The following is a 15,670-nucleotide window of genomic DNA, read 5'->3' as shown; positions in this document are numbered from 1 at the left end:
CGTTCCGCCGTACGCCGGACCGCCGGGCCGGAAGTCCGCGACTTCTGGTGGTCCAGCGGTCACAATCGAGAGATGCCGACCCGAGACGAGATCGTCCGCCGCTACCAGGCCTACCTGGACGCGTGCAACCGGCGGGACTGGGACGAACTGGGATCGTTCGTCGCGGACCAGGTGCTGGTCAACGGGGTCGAGCGGTCCCGCGCCGAGTACGTCGCGGACGTCCGGCGGACGACGATGATCTTCCCCGACTACCGGTGGGAACTGCGCCGGGCGATCCACGAAGGGGAGTGGCTGGCCGTCCACCTGTACGACACCGGGACGCGGCACTGGGAGTTCCTCGGGGCCGACGGCGACGGGTCGCGGGTCGAGACCGACGAGTTCGACCTGTACCGCATCGTCGACGGGCTGATCGTCGAGGTCGAGGGCACCGCGGACAACGCCCGGCTCCGGGCGTAAGGACTACTTGAAACCACCCGGAACACGTGGAGAAAAACGCGGCGGGCCTGCCCCTCCACCTGAAAGGGCAGGCCCGCGGCGAAAAATCGACTCCTGTTCGGCTCGTCAGCCCATTCGCCGGTGCGCTTTGACCAGGTCGTACTCGTGAACGATGGCTGTGGCGTGCCCGTGCGCGAGGGCGTACTCGCTGGAAAGCCATCTCACCCTGTCGTCGAAGCGTGAGAACGACGGTCCGTCGTTCATCAGGCCGAACCACTCGGTCATCTCGCGTCCGGTGCACTGCGGCACCTTCTCCACCAGACGCTTGTGGGTCTCCTCGGAGTGGTTCCAGCCCATCGTCGCCTCCCGTTCGTCGGGGTCGTGCGTAGTTATCGACTGTGCATCACGAAGCGCGTGCAGGCAAGAGTCTCTTCATGAAAGTCGCCGCTCAGCGGACGCACGAATGCGCGACAGCCCTGCCAGGCGGTCCGATCCGGGCCCTCGGCACCGAACGAACGGCCTGCCGAAGCCGGGTCAGGACGGCCTGCCTGGAGACGGCCTGCCCTGGCGAGGAAAGACCGGTCAGGAAGGGCTGCCGGCCATCGACTTGCCGGCCTCAGGTCCGACATCGCCGGACGAGCCGTCCTCCTCGACGCGCTCGATGTCGGCCTTCGGGTGCCGACGTCGGTGCCGGAGCTGCGCCCAGCGACCACGCGGCCCCCGCTCGCGGCCGGCGACCTCGGTCGGGGCCACCTCGGTACCGGCAGTGCGAGCAGCCTGTACGGCGGCCTCGGCGATCGGCAGCACGGCCTCGCCCCGGAACGCCTCGGGCTGCACGAACGACTCCGTCCCCACACCCATCGCCGCGGCGACCGAAGGCAGCAGCGCCGCGGCGGCCGCGGCGTACCCGGTGACGGACGGGTGGAACCGGTCCGGCCCGAACATCCGCGGGTCGGTCCGGAAGACCTCGCTGAGCAGCGAGCCGATCGACACCGACCGCCCGCCGGCTTCGACGACCGCGATCGTCTGGGCAGCAGCGAGCCGGTGGCTCCAGGACCGGGCGACCTGCCGCAGCGGCGGCATGATCGGCCGGACCACGCCGAGATCCGGGCAGGTGCCGACGACCACCTCGCAGTTGGCCGCGCGCAGCCGTCGTACGGCGTGGTCGAGCAGGCGGACCGAGACCGACGGCGGCATCTGGGCCTTCACGTCGTTGGCGCCGATCAGGATCGCGGCCACGTGCGGGCCGGACAGCAGTGCGGTGTCGATCTGCGGCGCGAGATCGGTGGACTTCGCCCCGACCTTCGACACGTCGACCAGCCGGACCGGGCGCTTGGCCAGCTCGGCGAGACCGCAGGCCAGCAGGACGCCGGGGGTCTCGTCGGGTGACGACGTTCCGTATCCGGCCGCGCTGGAGTCGCCGATCATCGCGAGCGTGATCGGTCGACCTGGATACCGGCCGTACAGGCCGTCGCCCTTGGCCGGGTGAGCCTTCATCGGGCCGATCACGCGCGCGGCGTACCGCGCTTCCGCGGTCAGTACGCCGTACAGCGTGGCGCCGATCAGTCCGAGTCCCCCACCACCGAAGGCTGCGGCCTGGGCCAGTCGCTTAGCGGCCCGGGCTGTGCTCATACTCCCAAGGATTACACGCTGTGACACCGAAGCAAGTGAAATAGGGGGAAACACACCGTGTCCCATACAGTGAGATCCGTGCGCTACGCGAACTCACTCCTGGACCTGGTCGGCAACACCCCGCTGGTACGCCTGACGAAGACGACCGACGGCGCCAAGCCGCTCGTCCTCGCCAAGGTCGAGTACTTCAACCCCGGCGGCTCGGTGAAGGACCGGATCGCGGTCCGGATGATCGAGGCCGCGGAGGCCTCCGGCGAGCTCAAGCCCGGCGGCACGATCGTCGAGCCGACGTCCGGCAACACCGGTGTCGGGCTGGCGATGGTGGCCCAGCAGAAGGGCTACAAGTGCGTCTTCGTCTGCCCGGACAAGGTCAGCGAGGACAAGCGCAACGTGCTGAAGGCGTACGGCGCGGAGGTCGTGGTCTGCCCGACCGCGGTCGCGCCGGAGCACCCGGACTCCTACTACAACGTCTCCGACCGGCTGGTCCGCGAGATCGAGGGCGCCTGGAAGCCGAACCAGTACGCCAACGAGAACAACCCGATCTCGCACTACGAGTCCACCGGCCCCGAGCTGTGGGAGCAGACCGAGGGCAAGATCACGCACTTCGTCGCGGGCGTCGGCACCGGCGGCACGATCAGCGGCACCGGCAAGTACCTCAAGGAGGTCTCCGGCGGCAAGGTGCAGATCATCGGCGCGGACCCGGAGGGCTCGGTCTACTCCGGCGGCTCCGGCCGGCCGTACCTGGTCGAGGGCGTCGGTGAGGACTTCTGGCCGGAGACCTACGACAAGACGATCTGCGACCGGATCATCGAGGTCTCGGACGCGGACTCGTTCGCGGTCACCCGGCGGCTGGCCCGCGAGGAGGCCATGCTGGTCGGCGGTTCGGCCGGGATGGCGGCGGCCGCGGCGATCCGGCTGGCCCAGGAGCTCGACGACCCCGACGCGGTGATCGTGGTCCTGCTGCCGGACGGCGGCCGGGGCTACCTGACCAAGGTGTTCAACGACGAGTGGCTGGCGCAGTACGGCTTCCTCGCGCACAGCCGGCAGGGCACGACGCTCGGCGAGGTGCTGGCCGGCAAGGACGGCAGCATGCCGCCGCTGGTGCACACCCACCCGCACGAGACGATCGCCGAGGCGATCGAGATCCTGCGCGAGTACGGCGTCTCGCAGATGCCCGTCGTCCGGGCGGAGCCGCCGGTGATGGCGGCCGAGGTGGCCGGCGCGGTCTCGGAGCGCACCCTGATGGACGCGCTCTACAGCGGGAAGGCCCGGCTGGCCGACATCGTCGAGTTGCACATGGACGCCGCGCTGCCCTCACTGGGCGCCGGCGAGGCGGTCGCGAAGGCGGTGGCCCTGCTCGAGGGTCGCGACGCCCTGATGGTGCTGGACGACGGCAAACCGGTCGGCGTACTGACCCGGCAGGACCTGCTGAGCCACATCGCGGTCGACTGAAGAATTAGGTCCTAGCGGTCGACGACCGTGGGGACGATGGCGATCAGGACCGTGACCAGGATGCCGAGCACGATCGCTGCTGTACCGAGGATCTGAAGGATTTCCATACCTTCAACAGTGCTCTCGTGGAGCGCGGTTTCCATCGGTCCCAGGAGTGGTTCTGTGCTCATCCCGCGGTCGCAGGTTGTTGCCTGCGGCTACGTCTTTGGTCAGCGGTCGACGAGTGACGGGACGATGGCGATCAGGGCGGTGATGACGACACCGCCGACGATGACGACTGCGCTCACGATCTGGATAAGGTCCATGTCATAGATGGTCCCTTCCGGCGCCGGTCCGGACATCGGTCCAAGGTCCCGTCTTCGGCTCATCCCTTGGTCGTACGGCGAACCCTGAGCGCTACGACCAAGGGAGTCCGGGTCATCCCCGGGTGAGCACGAAGTCCGACGGGTTCAGCCGCCGGGTCCGGCGCCAGTAGCCGACGGTGAACTCCGGCCAGATCGTCGAGTTGCGGCCCTGATCGTCGAGGTACCAGCTGTTGCAGCCGGACTCCCAGACCGTGTTGTCGAGCTGCTGCTGGACCTCGTCGACGAACCGCTCCTGGACCTCCTCGCGGACCTCGACCGTCGAGGCCCGGCCGAGCAGCCGGAGCGCTTGGACGACGTACCGGACCTGGGCCTCGATCATGAAGACCATCGAGGAGTGGCCGAGCCCGGTGTTCGGGCCGACCAGGAGGAACAGGTTCGGGTAGCCGGCCACGGTGATGCCGAGGTGGGCGCCGATGCCGTGCTGCTTCCAGTGGTCGGCCAGGTCGGTGCCGTCGCGGCCGAGGATCCGCATCCGGGTCAGGTTGCCGGAGACCTCGAAGCCGGTGCCGAGCACCAGTACGTCGGCCGGGCGCTCGGTGCCGTTGGCATCGATCACGCCGGTCTCGGTGACCCGGCTGATCGGCGTGGTCACCACGTCGACGTTGGGGCGGGTGAGCGCCGGGTAGTAGTCGTTGGAGAGCAGGATCCGCTTGCAGCCGATCTGGTAGTCCGGTGTCAGCTTGGCCCGGAGTACGGGGTCCTTCACCTGCTTGCGGAGCTGGCGGCGGGCCTGCAGTTCCAGGCCCTTCATCAGCTTGGGGTTGCCCGCGAAGCCGAGGCCGCGGGCCTCCAGGCCCCAGAAGATAACGTCGCGGATCGCGCGTTGCCCGGCCGGGAACCGTTCGTGCAGGGCCTGCTCGCGCGGGCCGATCGCGCGGTCCGGCTTCGAGGTGATCCACGGTGCGGTGCGCTGGTAGAGATCCAGTTGGTCGACCTGCTCCGCGATCCGCGGGACGAACTGGATCGCGCTGGCGCCGGTCCCGACCACGGCGACGCGGCGACCGGTCAGGTCCTGGCTGTGGTCCCACTGGGCGGAGTGGAAGGCCGGCCCGGCGAACGTGTCCAGGCCGGGCAGGTCCGGGAGCTTTGGCTGGTGCAGGTTGCCGACGCCGGCGACCAGGGCGCGGGTCTCGAGGGTCTCGTCGCCGTTGATCGTCACGGTCCAGCGGCTGGTCGCCTCGTCGAAGACCGCCTCGGTCACCTCCGCGCCGTACCGGATCTTGTCGGCGACGCCGTACTTGGTCGCGCAGTGCTCGAGGTAGGCGAGGATCTCGTCCCAGGGCGCGAACATCCGCCGCCAGCGCGGGTTTTGCTCGAACGAGAACGAGTAGAGGTACGACGGGACGTCGCACGCGCAGCCCGGGTAGGTGTTGTCCCGCCAGGTGCCGCCGAGGCGCTCGGCCTGCTCGAGGACGACGAAGTCCTCGATCCCGGCCGCGCGCAGTTTGATCGCCATGCACAACCCGGCGAACCCCGACCCGACGACGACGACCTCGGTCTGACCCATGACCGGAAGGTTACCGGCGGGTTAGGCTAGGAAGTAAGGGTTGGCTTGGTCCGATCCGGTCCTGGTTCCGCTCCGAACTACCTCCCGGCCGTACGACGACGTGCTCACTCCCCGGAGTGTGAACGGATTCACTGTCGCTCCGGCCCGTAACTCGTTAGGTTAAAGAACAACCGTTCTTTATTCTGGTGACCCTGCCCAACTGTCTCGTGAGGAGGCGGACGTGAACGCGACGACCCACGACGGGCCGGTCGGATGAGCGGACGCGACAAGCTGGACGACCGCCTGACCGAACACGTGGATCGGCTGGGCGACGAGCACCCGCCGATCGACCTGGACAGCGTCGACTACGCGATGTCCCAGCCGGGCGTGATCGCGCGCCGCTTCGGTCCGGTGCTGAGCTACATGGCACGCGTCGAGCTCGAGGTCGAGCGCAACGTGCTCGAACTGGCCGCGCTGCTGCCCAACCCGCCCGAGGTCGACCGGCACTTCTACGCCGACGTCTGGATGCCGCAGGAGACCCGCCACGGCGAGATCCTCGACAAGCTGCAGGGCATCATCGGGCTCGACCCGCTGAAGGCCGACCTGACCCAGGTGTCGATCCGGCTCCGGCTGCTCGGCGCGCTCGGGCGGTTCGGGCCGGTCCAGGACGTCAGCCGGATGCTCTACTACTTGACCGGCATGGCGACCGAGCGGTCCGCCGTGCTCGCCTACGGGCAGCTGCACAGCGGGCTGCGCGAGATGGACGAGCGCGCGATCGCGGAGACCGTGATCGCGCCGATCCGTCGGCAGGAGCCCGGGCACTTCGCCTTCTACCAGATGTCGTCCCGCGGGCTGTGGGGACAGCTGGGTGGCTGGCAGAAGTGGCTCGTCCGGTCGTTGCGGCGGTTGACGTTCACGCCGGTCGGTGTCGACCACCGGCGGCAGCGGGCCGACTTCGGGCGGGTGATGGAGGCGCTCGGGATGTCCACGCAGGACTCGGACGTCGTGCATCACGCGCAGCAGATCGCCCGGGTCGAGCACGAGCTGCTGTGGGCGAGCCGCAAGGGGCTGCGGGTGCCGACGTACGTCGTCGACGCGCTGCGCCTGGCGGTCGAGGCGGCGAAGGCCGAGGCGGACGCGGTGGCGAGGAAGCTCCCGAGGCCGAGGCTGAGCCCCGAAGGCTAACGGAGGCGGTGGAGGATCTCGCCGGCGTTGGGGATGACCAGGGTTTCGGGGTCGTTCTCGTACGCCGCGAGGTCGAAGTCGGCCGGGGCCAGGTGGTTGAGGTTGGCCCGGCGTACGACGTCCTCCGCGATGCCGGTCGACAGCGTGACCTCGACGCGGAGGTGCTCGCCGGTGGCCGGGTCCCAGGTGCCGGCGCCGCGCAGGTGGGTGGAGTGCGCGAGCACGCCCCAGTGCAGGTCGCGGAACTTCTCCCACTGGCCGACGAAGTAGTCGCGGCAGTGGTACCCGATCTGCTCGATCTCCGGGTGCATCGCGGCCAGTTGCTGGACGTGCGGCGCGTACAGGATCACCTCGCCGCCGTCGGCGACCACCGGCTCGACCTTGTAGAAGCCCTTCGCGGCCGTCCAGATGTCCTGGTAGCGCGCAGGCATCAGCGAGACGATCCGGCGTACGGGGTGGTCGAGGTAGCGGACGTGGGTCTGCGCGGAGATCTCGGCGGCGGCGCGCCACGAGGACTGGGTGTCGCCGAACGCGACCGCGTGCAGGTTGTGCGTACCCGACTCGACGACCAGTGACAGCGCGAGCTTCTCGGCCGGGATCAGCGCCGCGGCCTCGTCGATCAGCGCGCGGACCGGCGTCGTCCCCGTCGTACCGATGATGCTCGCGCTGGTGATCAGGGCGCCGAGCCAGTGCGACAGGTCGATCACCTCCTGACCCGCGACGCCGGGGAAGAAGTACTTGTTGCCGCCGGAGAAGCCGACCACCTCGTGCGGGAAGACCGGGCCGACGACCAGCGCGACGTCGTGCTCGACGACCGCGCGGTTGAGCTTGACGCTGACCTCCTGGTGCAGCCGGCCGTCCGAGATCTCGCCGATCCGGTCCGCGCCGATCGTGCCGAGGTCCGCGAAGGTCTCGGGCTTCCACCACTCGTGGTTCAGTACGTCGTACTCGCCGCCGAGATGCTCGCGCAGCGCCTCCGGCGACATCTCCGCGTGGGTGCCGAGGGCAACCAGCACGGTGAGCTTGCTGACCCGGCCGGCGAGCGCGCTGTGGACGGCCTTCATCAGCAACGGCAACGGGCAGCTGCGGGTCGCGTCCGGCACGATCACGCAGACGCTGCGCCCGTCCAGCCCGGCCGACGCGAGCGAGTCCTGGACGAAGGCGGTGACCTCGTCCTCGGTGAGCGTCCGGGTGCTGTCGCCGATCACAGAAGAGTCGAGCATGCGCCCAGCCTAGTTGGTAAGCGATTGCCTGGGAGTGACTGCCTGCTGTGACCGGTCGGGAACCCAAGGTAGTAAGGGAATCGAGGCGTTGACCGCGGCCGTGCGCGGGAGCAACATCATGGCGTCAGCTGGGGATTGGCGATCTAGGGGGAGTTCCCATGTCCGACACGATGATCACGCGTCCACTCGGGTTCGGTGGCCGGTTGCTGCGGTCGGGGGACCCGGACTACGAGCAGGCGCGCACGGTGTTCAACGCGATGATCGACAAACGCCCGGCGATGATCGCGCAGTGCGAGTCGGCGGCCGACGTCGGGGCCGCGGTCCGGTACGGCGTCGAGCAGGGACTCGAGATCGCGGTCCGCGGAGGCGGGCACGGCGTGGCGGGAACGGGGGTCAGCGACGGTGGACTCGTCGTCGACCTGCGCCGGCTGAACACGGTCCAGGTCGACGCCGACGCGCGGATCGCCCGGGTCGGCGGCGGGGCGACCTGGGGCGACTTCGACAGCATGTGCCAGCCGTACTGGCTCGGTACGACGGGCGGCCGGGTGTCGACCACCGGCGTCGCCGGGCTCACGCTCGGCGGCGGGTCCGGCTGGCTGGAACGCAAGTGGGGCCTCGCCTGCGACAGCCTGGTCTCGGTCGAGCTGATCACGGCCGACGGGGAGCTGGTGATCGCGGACGAGACGCGCAACACCGAGCTGTTCTGGGCGCTGCACGGCGGTGGCGGGAACTTCGGGGCAGCGACCGCGCTGACGTTCCGGTTGCAGGTGCTGCCGGTGGTGACGCTCGCGATGCTGTTCTGGCCGGCGGAGGCCGGGCCGGACGTCGTACGGGCTTACCGGGATCTGATCGAAGGCGGTGCGCCGGAGGAGCTCGGGGGTGGCGTGCTGTTCCTGACCGGGCCGCCTGAGGAATTCGTGCCGCTGCACCTGCAAGGGGAGCCGTTGGTCGCGGCGTCGGCGGTTCATCTCGGGGACGAGGCCGCGACGCGTGAGGTGTTCCAGTCGATGTTCGACCTCGCGCCCGAGGGCGTGATGGTGGCCGAGATGCCGTACGCCGCGCTGCAGTCGGCGCTGGACGACCCGCCGGGGTTCCGGAACTACTGGTCGGCCGAGCACCTGAACGAACTGCCGGACGAGGCGATCGCCGCGCTCGCCAGTCGGGCGGCTGACATGGTGCGGCCTTCGCCGTCGCAGCAGCTGATCGTGCCGTGGGGTGGCGCGGTCGCGCGGGAGGCGGACAAGTGGCCGTTGCCGCACCGGTCGGCGGCCTGGGTGGTGCATCCGTTCGGGGTGTGGGCGGACGCGGCCGACGACGCGCAGGGGATCCAGTGGGCGCGGGACGTCTGCGCCGACGTACGGGAGTGGTCGACGGGCGCGGTGTACCTGAACTTCATCGGGGACGAGGGGCAGGACCGGGTGGTCGCCGGGTACGGCGAGGAGAACTACCGGCGGCTGGCTCAGGTGAAACGGGAGTACGACCCGGACAACGTGTTCCACCTGAACCAGAACATCCGGCCGGCCTAGACGGCCTTTGCGATGGCGATCGAACCCTCCAGGCGTTCGCCGGCTTCGTAGATCATGTACTTGACGCCGTTGTCCTGGCCGAAGGACGGGGCCGCGCACCGGCCGTTGTCGGGGTACCCGGCCGCCGGCGCGTGGAAGACCCCCAGGTGGTTGCGGAGGCTGAAGTCGTTGCCCACTTCGGTGATCCGCATCGAGCCACCGGATCCCTTGTCGGTGTGGTAGATGACGAACATCGACCCGTTGTGGCCGGCCAGCGTCGGGGCGCCGAGGTCCCGGACGCCGAGCTGCTGCGGCGTGATCAGCGGCGTCTGGGAGAAGGTGAAGGTCCGGCCGTCCCTCGACCAGCCCCAGCCGATCGAGCGCCGGTTCGCGGTGGTGTTGATCATGAAGACCATCACGTACCGGGCGTTCTTCGACGGCAGGTCGTGCCGGAACACCCGCGCGTACGACGTTTCCGTCGTACCGGCCGGCAGCATCGCCGTCGACAGCACGCCCTTGTCGTAGGTGAAGTGGATCCCGTCCTTGGAGCGGGCCAGTCGGGTGGTGGTGTTCTCGCCGTGGAAGTACATCCACATCTCGTTGGTGTCCTCGTTCCACATCGCGTGCGGTGACGAGACGTGCGAGACGGTGTAGTGCGGTGACCAGGTCCGGGCGATGATCGGGTTGTTCGGGTACTCCGTGTACGGCCCGCCGAGCGAGTCCGAGTAGGCCAGGCACAGGCCGCCCGGGGCTTCGTGCGGGGCGAAGTACAGGTAGAACCGGCCGAGCGGGTTGGCGATCCGGCCGACCGTGCCACGGACGCACGGGAAGATCACCTCCTTCCGGGCCGGGGCGTACTGCAGCGTGCTCTTGTCGAAGGCGACGCGGGTGAAGGCGTAGTTCGGGAATCCACCGGGGGCGGCGTGCGCCTGTGCCTGGTTGGTGGCGGCGGCGCCGAGGCCGAGGGCGGCGGTGCCGCGGAGCAGGGTGCGGCGGCTGAGGTTCGGCATCTCGAGGTCCTCTCACGGGGGCGGCGTGCTGGCTCGTGCCGAGTGTGTGAGGCGGGCTCGCGTGCGGTCAAGAAGCTAATCCGTATTAGCAAAGGTATTGGCTTGATTACCGGCGCGGGACCACTGGATCAGGACGGTGATCGCGAACAACGCGGCGGCGACCACGAGGATCCCGAACTGCGGGACGGGGAAGCGCGGGACGACGCCGATCACGGTGCAGACGAGCATGATCGTGGTGGCGAGCGCGCCGCGGCGGCGCGACTGGGCCGCCGTACTCGGGAGTGGGCCGACCGAGCGGTCCAGTGCGCCGGCTGCCGTGGCCAGGGCCACTGTTCCGCCGATGACAGCGCTGACGATGCCGGGCGGGCCGCCGAAGACGAAGCCGACGACGACCAGGCAGAGCAGGGCGCCGGTGCCGAGCGCGCCGAGGACCAGGGCGCTGGTGAGGTGGGCGAAGCGGCGCTGGCGGAGGTCGATGCCTTCTTTGGCGCGCGTTGCTTGGTCTTGGCGGAACAGGTTCTTGATCCATCGGGTGAGACCGACGATCACGGCCAGCGCGATCAGGACGGCCATCGCAGTCAGGATCACGGTCTCGGCCGGCGAGATCAGGGCGTGGACCTCGCCGTTGCCGAAGTCGCAGGTCGCGCGGGGCGGGAACCAGCTCTGGTGCACGGTCACGCCGGCGCTCGACGGGCGGCCGGCGATCAGCGCACAGTCCTCGCTCGGCTCGAACCAGTCGGGCAGCTGGGCGGTCACGACGACCGACCAGGCCATCGACGCGGGGAGTCCGAGGATCAGAGGCCAGGTGCGCATTTGCCGGTCAGCATTTCATGGTCTCGGGCCGTCTGGGCACTGGAGTCGTATGAAGCAAGACTGGTTCCTGACCACTACCGAGCGTGGCAACCCGGCGACCGAGATCGATCGCGACGGCGCCTGGACCGAGGGGAACCTGGTCCGTCCGCTCGTGCACGGCGCGACGTACTTCGCACACCTGTACGACGAACTGTGCGCGCTGTCGAAGGGGGACCGGGTCTACTTCACCGACTGGCGCGGGGATCACGACGAGGCGCTGACCGAGGACGGGACGACCGTCGGCGAAGTGCTGTGCGATCTCGTGCGGTCCGGCGTCGAGGTGCGCGGGCTGCTCTGGCGGTCGCACTCGGACCACGTCAGCTTCAACGCGCAGGAGAACCAGCGGCTCGGTACGGAGCTCAACGAGGCGGGCGGTGAGGTGCTGCTGGATCAGCGCGTACGGCGGCTGGCGTCGCATCACCAGAAGCTCTTCGTGATCCGGCACCGGGACGATCCGGCTGCCGATGTCGCGTTCGTCGGCGGGATCGATCTGTCGCACCAGCGGCGGGACGACGCCTCGCATCAGGGGGATCCGCAGCAGGCGCCGATGGATCCGCGGTACGGGTCGCGGACGCCGTGGCACGACGTGGCGCTGGAGATCCGGGGGCCGGTGGTGGGGGATCTGCTGCGGTGCTTCGTCGAACGGTGGGACGATCCGCATCCGCTCGACCGGCGGACGCCGTACCGGCTGTTGGTGCAACGGCTGTCGCGGATGCCGCGGCATCCTTCGTCGCTGCCGGAGGCGTTTCCGGATCCGCCGGTGGCTGGGCGGGCTGCTGTGCAGGTACTGCGGACTTATGCGCACAAGCATCCTGGGTTCCCGTTCGCGCCGCACGGGGAGTACAGCGTTGCTCGGGGGTATCTGAAGGCTTTGCGGCGGGCGCAGTCGTTGATTTACATCGAGGATCAGTACTTCTGGTCGCGCGATGTGGCTATTGCGTTGCAGGAGGCGCTGGATCGGTCGCCTTCGTTGCGGGTGATCGTGGTTGTGCCGCGGTTTCCTGATGCGGACGGGCGGTTCAGTGGGCCGCCGGCGCTCGATGGTCAGCGGCGGGCGTTGGAATTGCTGCGGTCGGATCGGGTTGCTGTTTACGATCTGGAGAATGCCGCTGGAGTGCCGATCTATGTGCACGCGAAGGTTTGCATCGTGGATGACGAGTGGTTTGCCTGCGGGTCGGACAACTTCAATCGGCGGTCGTGGACGAATGACAGTGAGCTGACGTGTGCGGTGGTTGCGCCGGAGGTTGCTCGGTCGTTGCGGGCTGAGTTGTGGTCGGAGCATCTCGGCTTGGATGCTGAGCTCGATCCTGTTGCCGGGTTTGATGCTTGGCGTCGTACGGCGTCGGCTTTGGATGCTTGGCACTCGGGTGGGCGCGTTGGCGATCGGCCTGGTGGGCAGATTCGTCACCATCGGCCTGCGGGTGTGAGCCGTTGGCAACGGGTGTGGGCTCGGCCGATCTTCGATCATGTGTACGACCCGGATGGGAGGCCGCTGTCGATGCGGCGCCGTGGGGCGTATTGAGTTTGGATGGGTCGATGAGGATGCACGCGGACCAGGCGGAGATCGACGAGCTGCTGGTGGAGCGGTTGGTGGCTTCGCAGTTTCCGGAGTGGGCGGGGTTGGCGGTGTCTGCGATTCCGTCCAGTGGGACGGTCAATGCGATGTATCGGCTGGGGGAGGAGCTGACGGTTCGGCTGCCGCTGGTCGAGGGTGGGGTGAGCGACATCTTCACCGAGTACGAATGGGTGCCGCGGTTGGCGCCGTACTTGCCGGTGGAAGTGCCGCTGCCGGTGCGCTTGGGGGAGCCGGGGTTTGGATATCCGTGGGCTTGGTCCGTGAATCGGTGGATCACGGGGGACGTGCCTTTGGCCGCCGACCTGCAGACTGCCGCTCCAGTTGCCGGACAGCTTGCGCTCGACCTCGCCAGGCTCGTCGCAGCCTTCCGGGCCGTCGACCTGCCCGACGCGCCGCGGGGGCACCGGGGTGGTCCTTTGATTCAGGAGGACGCCGAAACTCGCGACGCACTCGCGCAGCTTGAGGGTGCCATCGACACGTCGGCTGCTGTGGCTGCCTGGGAAGCGGGGCTTGCCGTGCCGCAGACCGAGCCCGACCTGTGGTTGCACGCCGATCTGATGCCCGGGAACCTGCTGGTTCGCGAGGGCCGGTTGGCCGCCGTACTGGACTTCGGGTGTGTCGGCACGGGCGATCCGGCCTGCGATCTCATCCCTGCTTGGAATCTGTTGCCTTCCTCAGCGCGGGAAACCTTCCGAGCTGCTGTCGGGGCTGACGATTCGCAGTGGATCCGTGGTCGGGCTCGGGCGCTCTCGATGGCGCTCATCCAGCTGCCGTACTACCGCGAGACCAACCCGGTCATCGCCGCCAACGCGCAACATGTCATCGACGAGGTGCTTGCCGACTTCACTGGGTGAATGCGGTCGGCGGGGTCTTCAGTCGTTCGGCGATCTGGGTTGCGCACTCGGTGGGCGTTTGCTGGTCGGTGTGCACCTCCACGTCGTACTGGAGTTGCTGGTGGACGAGGGGGAACTGCAGTGCGGCGCGGCCGATGGTTCGGTTGCCTCGGGCCCGTTCTCGGCGTTCGAGCTCGGGGAGGGCGCAGTGGACGCCGACGAAGTACACCGGGAATCCGGCGAAGACCTGCAGGCAGTCGGCCAGGCGCCAGCGCTCGCCGAGGATGTGGTCGACGACGACGTCGTTGCCCGCCGACGCCATGCCCGCGACGACCCGGTGGAAGCCGAGGACCGTGCGCTGGAAGATCGGCAGGAACTCCTCGTCGGTCCAGTCGTGCCGGGACCGCGCGCGGTGGTAGTGGTCGACCGCGAGGTGGTACCAGGCGCCGTCGAGCGTGCGCAGGAGTTCCTCCGCGACGGTCGACTTGCCAGAGCTGGAGGTGCCGTTCAGGAACACCACCCGGCCGACGGGCGGATCGGTTGCCTCGGGCAGCAGTTCGTGCGTCGCGAAGGTCATGGGGTCATCATTTCCCGAGGAAGGTCCGCAGCTTCTCGACGTACGGCGCACGCTCGGCGGCCGTCGCGGGCTCGGTGAGGTGACGGGTGTTGTAGAGGTTGTCGCCGACGTACCGCGGGAAGACGTGCACGTGGTAGTGCCAAGCGTCCTGGTAGCCGGCGGGCTCGTTGTGCTGGCGGGTGGAGACGCCCTCGCAGCCGTCGTACGTGCTGCGGATGGCGATCGCGATCTCCTGGACGACGTCCTGCACGCCGTGGCCCGCCGCTTGGGAGAGGTCGTAGAGGTTCTCGTGGTGCTCGGTCGGGACGACGAGGACGTGGCCTTGGTTGTTCGGCCACCAGCGCGACGCGACGAAGGCCAGGGCTGCAGGGGTGCGCCGTACGACGTCGTGCTGGGTGGTGAGTTCGTCCTCGCCGCCGGCGGCCAGGCGGCAGAACGGGCAGGCGTATCCGGGCGGGGTGTGGTTGAACATCGGGGCTCCTTGACCTGGGTGGTCGGGCGGGGTTGGGTGGTCGGGTGAGTGAGCTGCGGATGGTTGTGGTGGAGGCGGGCGACGACCGGCTGGTCGAGGACTGGCGGGAGGTGCACAACGCGATCATCCCCACCGCGCCGTTGTCCACCGACGACGTCCGGGAACGGGCCGGGCGCAACCATCTCGAGGTCCTGTACGCCGGCGACGTCGCGGTCGGGTGCTCGACGGTACGACCGCCGAGCGACTCGTCCGCCGCGACGGTGATCGCGCGCGTGCTTCCGGCGTACCGGCAGCGCGGGTACGGCGAGCAGCTGTACCGGCGCGGGCTCGCGAAGGCCGAGGAGCTCGGGGCTCCGGTCGTCGAGACGGTCGTGCTCGCGAGCAACACCGAGGGGCTGCACTTCGCGCAGAGGCACGGGTTCATCGAGATCGACCGGTACGTGCTGCCGGGGGACACGATCCCGTTCATCGATCTGCGGCTGAGCTCGCACAGTTGGCTGTCCGTCGCCGACGCGTCGCACATCGACGCCGTCCGCGCCGATCCTGCGCAGTACGGCGATCTGCTGCACCAGGCGCTGGAGGCGATCGCGTACCCGGTCGACGAGGGGGTCGGCGGTACGACGACGCGGGCGCGCGTCGTACTGCATGGGGACGGCTCGATCGAGGTGTCGGACAACGGGCGCGGGACGTTCGTACGGTTCGACGACGACGGCCTGCCGATGGTCAAGCCGATCATGGCGACGCGCGACCTGCGCTTCTTCGGCAATCCGTCCGCGCAGACGCTGCCCGACGGGCTGCCGCGGCACGGCATGTCGGTCGTCGTCGCGCTGAGCTCGTGGGCCATCCACACGAACCACCGGACCGAGGGCAGCTGGACACGGCGCTACGAGTACGGCGTACCGCGCGGGCCGCTGGTGTCGCTGCCGGGGGCTGCGTCGACCGGCACAACGGTGCACTTCCGGCCGGATCCTGAGCTGTTCACGGAGGAGTTGTCTGTGGATCAGTTGGTTGAGGCCTGCAAAGGCTTCGCACCGTCGATCCCGATCGAGGTCACCACCGCCTGATCG

Annotated in this window: 15 protein-coding genes; 7 read left to right on the top strand and 8 right to left on the bottom strand. The window is 68.9% G+C overall.

Annotated features, from left to right (window positions below):
• Positions 1 to 72: 72 nt before the first annotated feature.
• Positions 73 to 456: an ester cyclase gene (locus ACYVIO_RS29290; protein ID WP_460654139.1), complete on the top strand. Its 384-nt coding sequence runs from the start codon at positions 73 to 75 to the stop codon at positions 454 to 456.
• A 105-nt stretch (positions 457 to 561) separates the two neighbouring features.
• Here the strand turns inward: ACYVIO_RS29290 and ACYVIO_RS29285 are convergent, their stop codons facing one another.
• Positions 562 to 792: a DUF4287 domain-containing protein gene (locus tag ACYVIO_RS29285; RefSeq protein WP_460654138.1), complete on the bottom strand. Its 231-nt coding sequence runs from the start codon at positions 790 to 792 to the stop codon at positions 562 to 564.
• 225 nt (positions 793 to 1,017) lie between these two features.
• Complete coding sequence (locus ACYVIO_RS29280) at positions 1,018 to 2,067, bottom strand: SGNH/GDSL hydrolase family protein (protein ID WP_460654137.1); 1,050 nt, start codon at positions 2,065 to 2,067, stop codon at positions 1,018 to 1,020.
• 78 nt (positions 2,068 to 2,145) lie between these two features.
• On the opposite strand from ACYVIO_RS29280, the gene ACYVIO_RS29275 reads away from it, so the two are divergent.
• On the top strand, positions 2,146 to 3,519 hold the full coding sequence (locus ACYVIO_RS29275; protein ID WP_460654136.1) for a cystathionine beta-synthase: 1,374 nt from the start codon (positions 2,146 to 2,148) through the stop codon (positions 3,517 to 3,519).
• 417 nt (positions 3,520 to 3,936) lie between these two features.
• Here the strand turns inward: ACYVIO_RS29275 and ACYVIO_RS29270 are convergent, their stop codons facing one another.
• Positions 3,937 to 5,391, bottom strand: a complete 1,455-nt coding sequence (locus ACYVIO_RS29270; RefSeq protein ID WP_460654135.1) for a flavin-containing monooxygenase — start codon at positions 5,389 to 5,391, stop codon at positions 3,937 to 3,939.
• Positions 5,392 to 5,643: 252 nt separating this feature from the next.
• On the opposite strand from ACYVIO_RS29270, the gene ACYVIO_RS29265 reads away from it, so the two are divergent.
• Positions 5,644 to 6,555 (top strand): GTP-binding protein LepA, encoded by a 912-nt coding sequence (locus ACYVIO_RS29265; RefSeq protein WP_460654134.1) that lies wholly within the window; start codon positions 5,644 to 5,646, stop codon positions 6,553 to 6,555.
• On the opposite strand, the gene ACYVIO_RS29260 is transcribed toward ACYVIO_RS29265, so the two are convergent.
• Positions 6,552 to 7,778: a lactate racemase domain-containing protein gene (locus ACYVIO_RS29260; RefSeq protein WP_460654133.1), complete on the bottom strand. Its 1,227-nt coding sequence runs from the start codon at positions 7,776 to 7,778 to the stop codon at positions 6,552 to 6,554. The genes ACYVIO_RS29265 and ACYVIO_RS29260 overlap by 4 nt on opposite strands.
• 158 nt (positions 7,779 to 7,936) lie before the next feature.
• Here ACYVIO_RS29260 and ACYVIO_RS29255 point away from each other — a divergent pair, with 158 nt between their 5' ends.
• Entirely contained in the window at positions 7,937 to 9,304 is a 1,368-nt protein-coding gene (locus tag ACYVIO_RS29255; protein WP_460654132.1) for an FAD-binding oxidoreductase, read from the top strand.
• Here the strand turns inward: ACYVIO_RS29255 and ACYVIO_RS29250 are convergent.
• Both ACYVIO_RS29250 and ACYVIO_RS29245 read right to left on the bottom strand, forming a co-directional pair.
• Positions 9,301 to 10,293, bottom strand: a complete 993-nt coding sequence (locus ACYVIO_RS29250) for a glycoside hydrolase family protein (protein WP_460654131.1) — start codon at positions 10,291 to 10,293, stop codon at positions 9,301 to 9,303. The genes ACYVIO_RS29255 and ACYVIO_RS29250 overlap by 4 nt on opposite strands.
• A gap of 75 nt (positions 10,294 to 10,368) precedes the next feature.
• The gene (locus tag ACYVIO_RS29245) at positions 10,369 to 11,106 is read right to left on the bottom strand and encodes a hypothetical protein (RefSeq protein ID WP_460654130.1); all 738 of its coding nucleotides are present in this window, start codon (positions 11,104 to 11,106) and stop codon (positions 10,369 to 10,371) included.
• A gap of 49 nt (positions 11,107 to 11,155) precedes the next feature.
• Here ACYVIO_RS29245 and ACYVIO_RS29240 point away from each other — a divergent pair, with 49 nt between their 5' ends.
• The gene (locus tag ACYVIO_RS29240) at positions 11,156 to 12,667 is read left to right on the top strand and encodes a phospholipase D family protein (RefSeq protein WP_460654129.1); all 1,512 of its coding nucleotides are present in this window, start codon (positions 11,156 to 11,158) and stop codon (positions 12,665 to 12,667) included.
• Positions 12,668 to 12,681: 14 nt separating this feature from the next.
• Positions 12,682 to 13,575 (top strand): aminoglycoside phosphotransferase family protein, encoded by an 894-nt coding sequence (locus tag ACYVIO_RS29235; RefSeq protein WP_460654128.1) that lies wholly within the window; start codon positions 12,682 to 12,684, stop codon positions 13,573 to 13,575.
• Here ACYVIO_RS29235 and ACYVIO_RS29230 read toward each other — a convergent pair.
• The gene (locus tag ACYVIO_RS29230; RefSeq protein WP_460654127.1) at positions 13,565 to 14,131 is read right to left on the bottom strand and encodes a chloramphenicol phosphotransferase CPT family protein; all 567 of its coding nucleotides are present in this window, start codon (positions 14,129 to 14,131) and stop codon (positions 13,565 to 13,567) included. The genes ACYVIO_RS29235 and ACYVIO_RS29230 overlap by 11 nt on opposite strands.
• 7 nt (positions 14,132 to 14,138) lie before the next feature.
• Positions 14,139 to 14,603 carry an HIT family protein gene (locus ACYVIO_RS29225; protein ID WP_460654126.1) on the bottom strand — a complete coding sequence of 155 codons (465 nt, stop codon included), beginning with the start codon at positions 14,601 to 14,603 and terminating at the stop codon, positions 14,139 to 14,141.
• A gap of 44 nt (positions 14,604 to 14,647) precedes the next feature.
• Here ACYVIO_RS29225 and ACYVIO_RS29220 point away from each other — a divergent pair, with 44 nt between their 5' ends.
• The gene (locus tag ACYVIO_RS29220) at positions 14,648 to 15,667 is read left to right on the top strand and encodes a GNAT family N-acetyltransferase (RefSeq protein ID WP_460654125.1); all 1,020 of its coding nucleotides are present in this window, start codon (positions 14,648 to 14,650) and stop codon (positions 15,665 to 15,667) included.
• Positions 15,668 to 15,670: the final 3 nt, after the last annotated feature.

This window comes from Kribbella endophytica, from assembly GCF_054781295.1.
The sequence above is the reverse complement of the archived record's forward strand: the minus strand, read 5'-3'. Positions and strand labels throughout refer to the sequence as shown.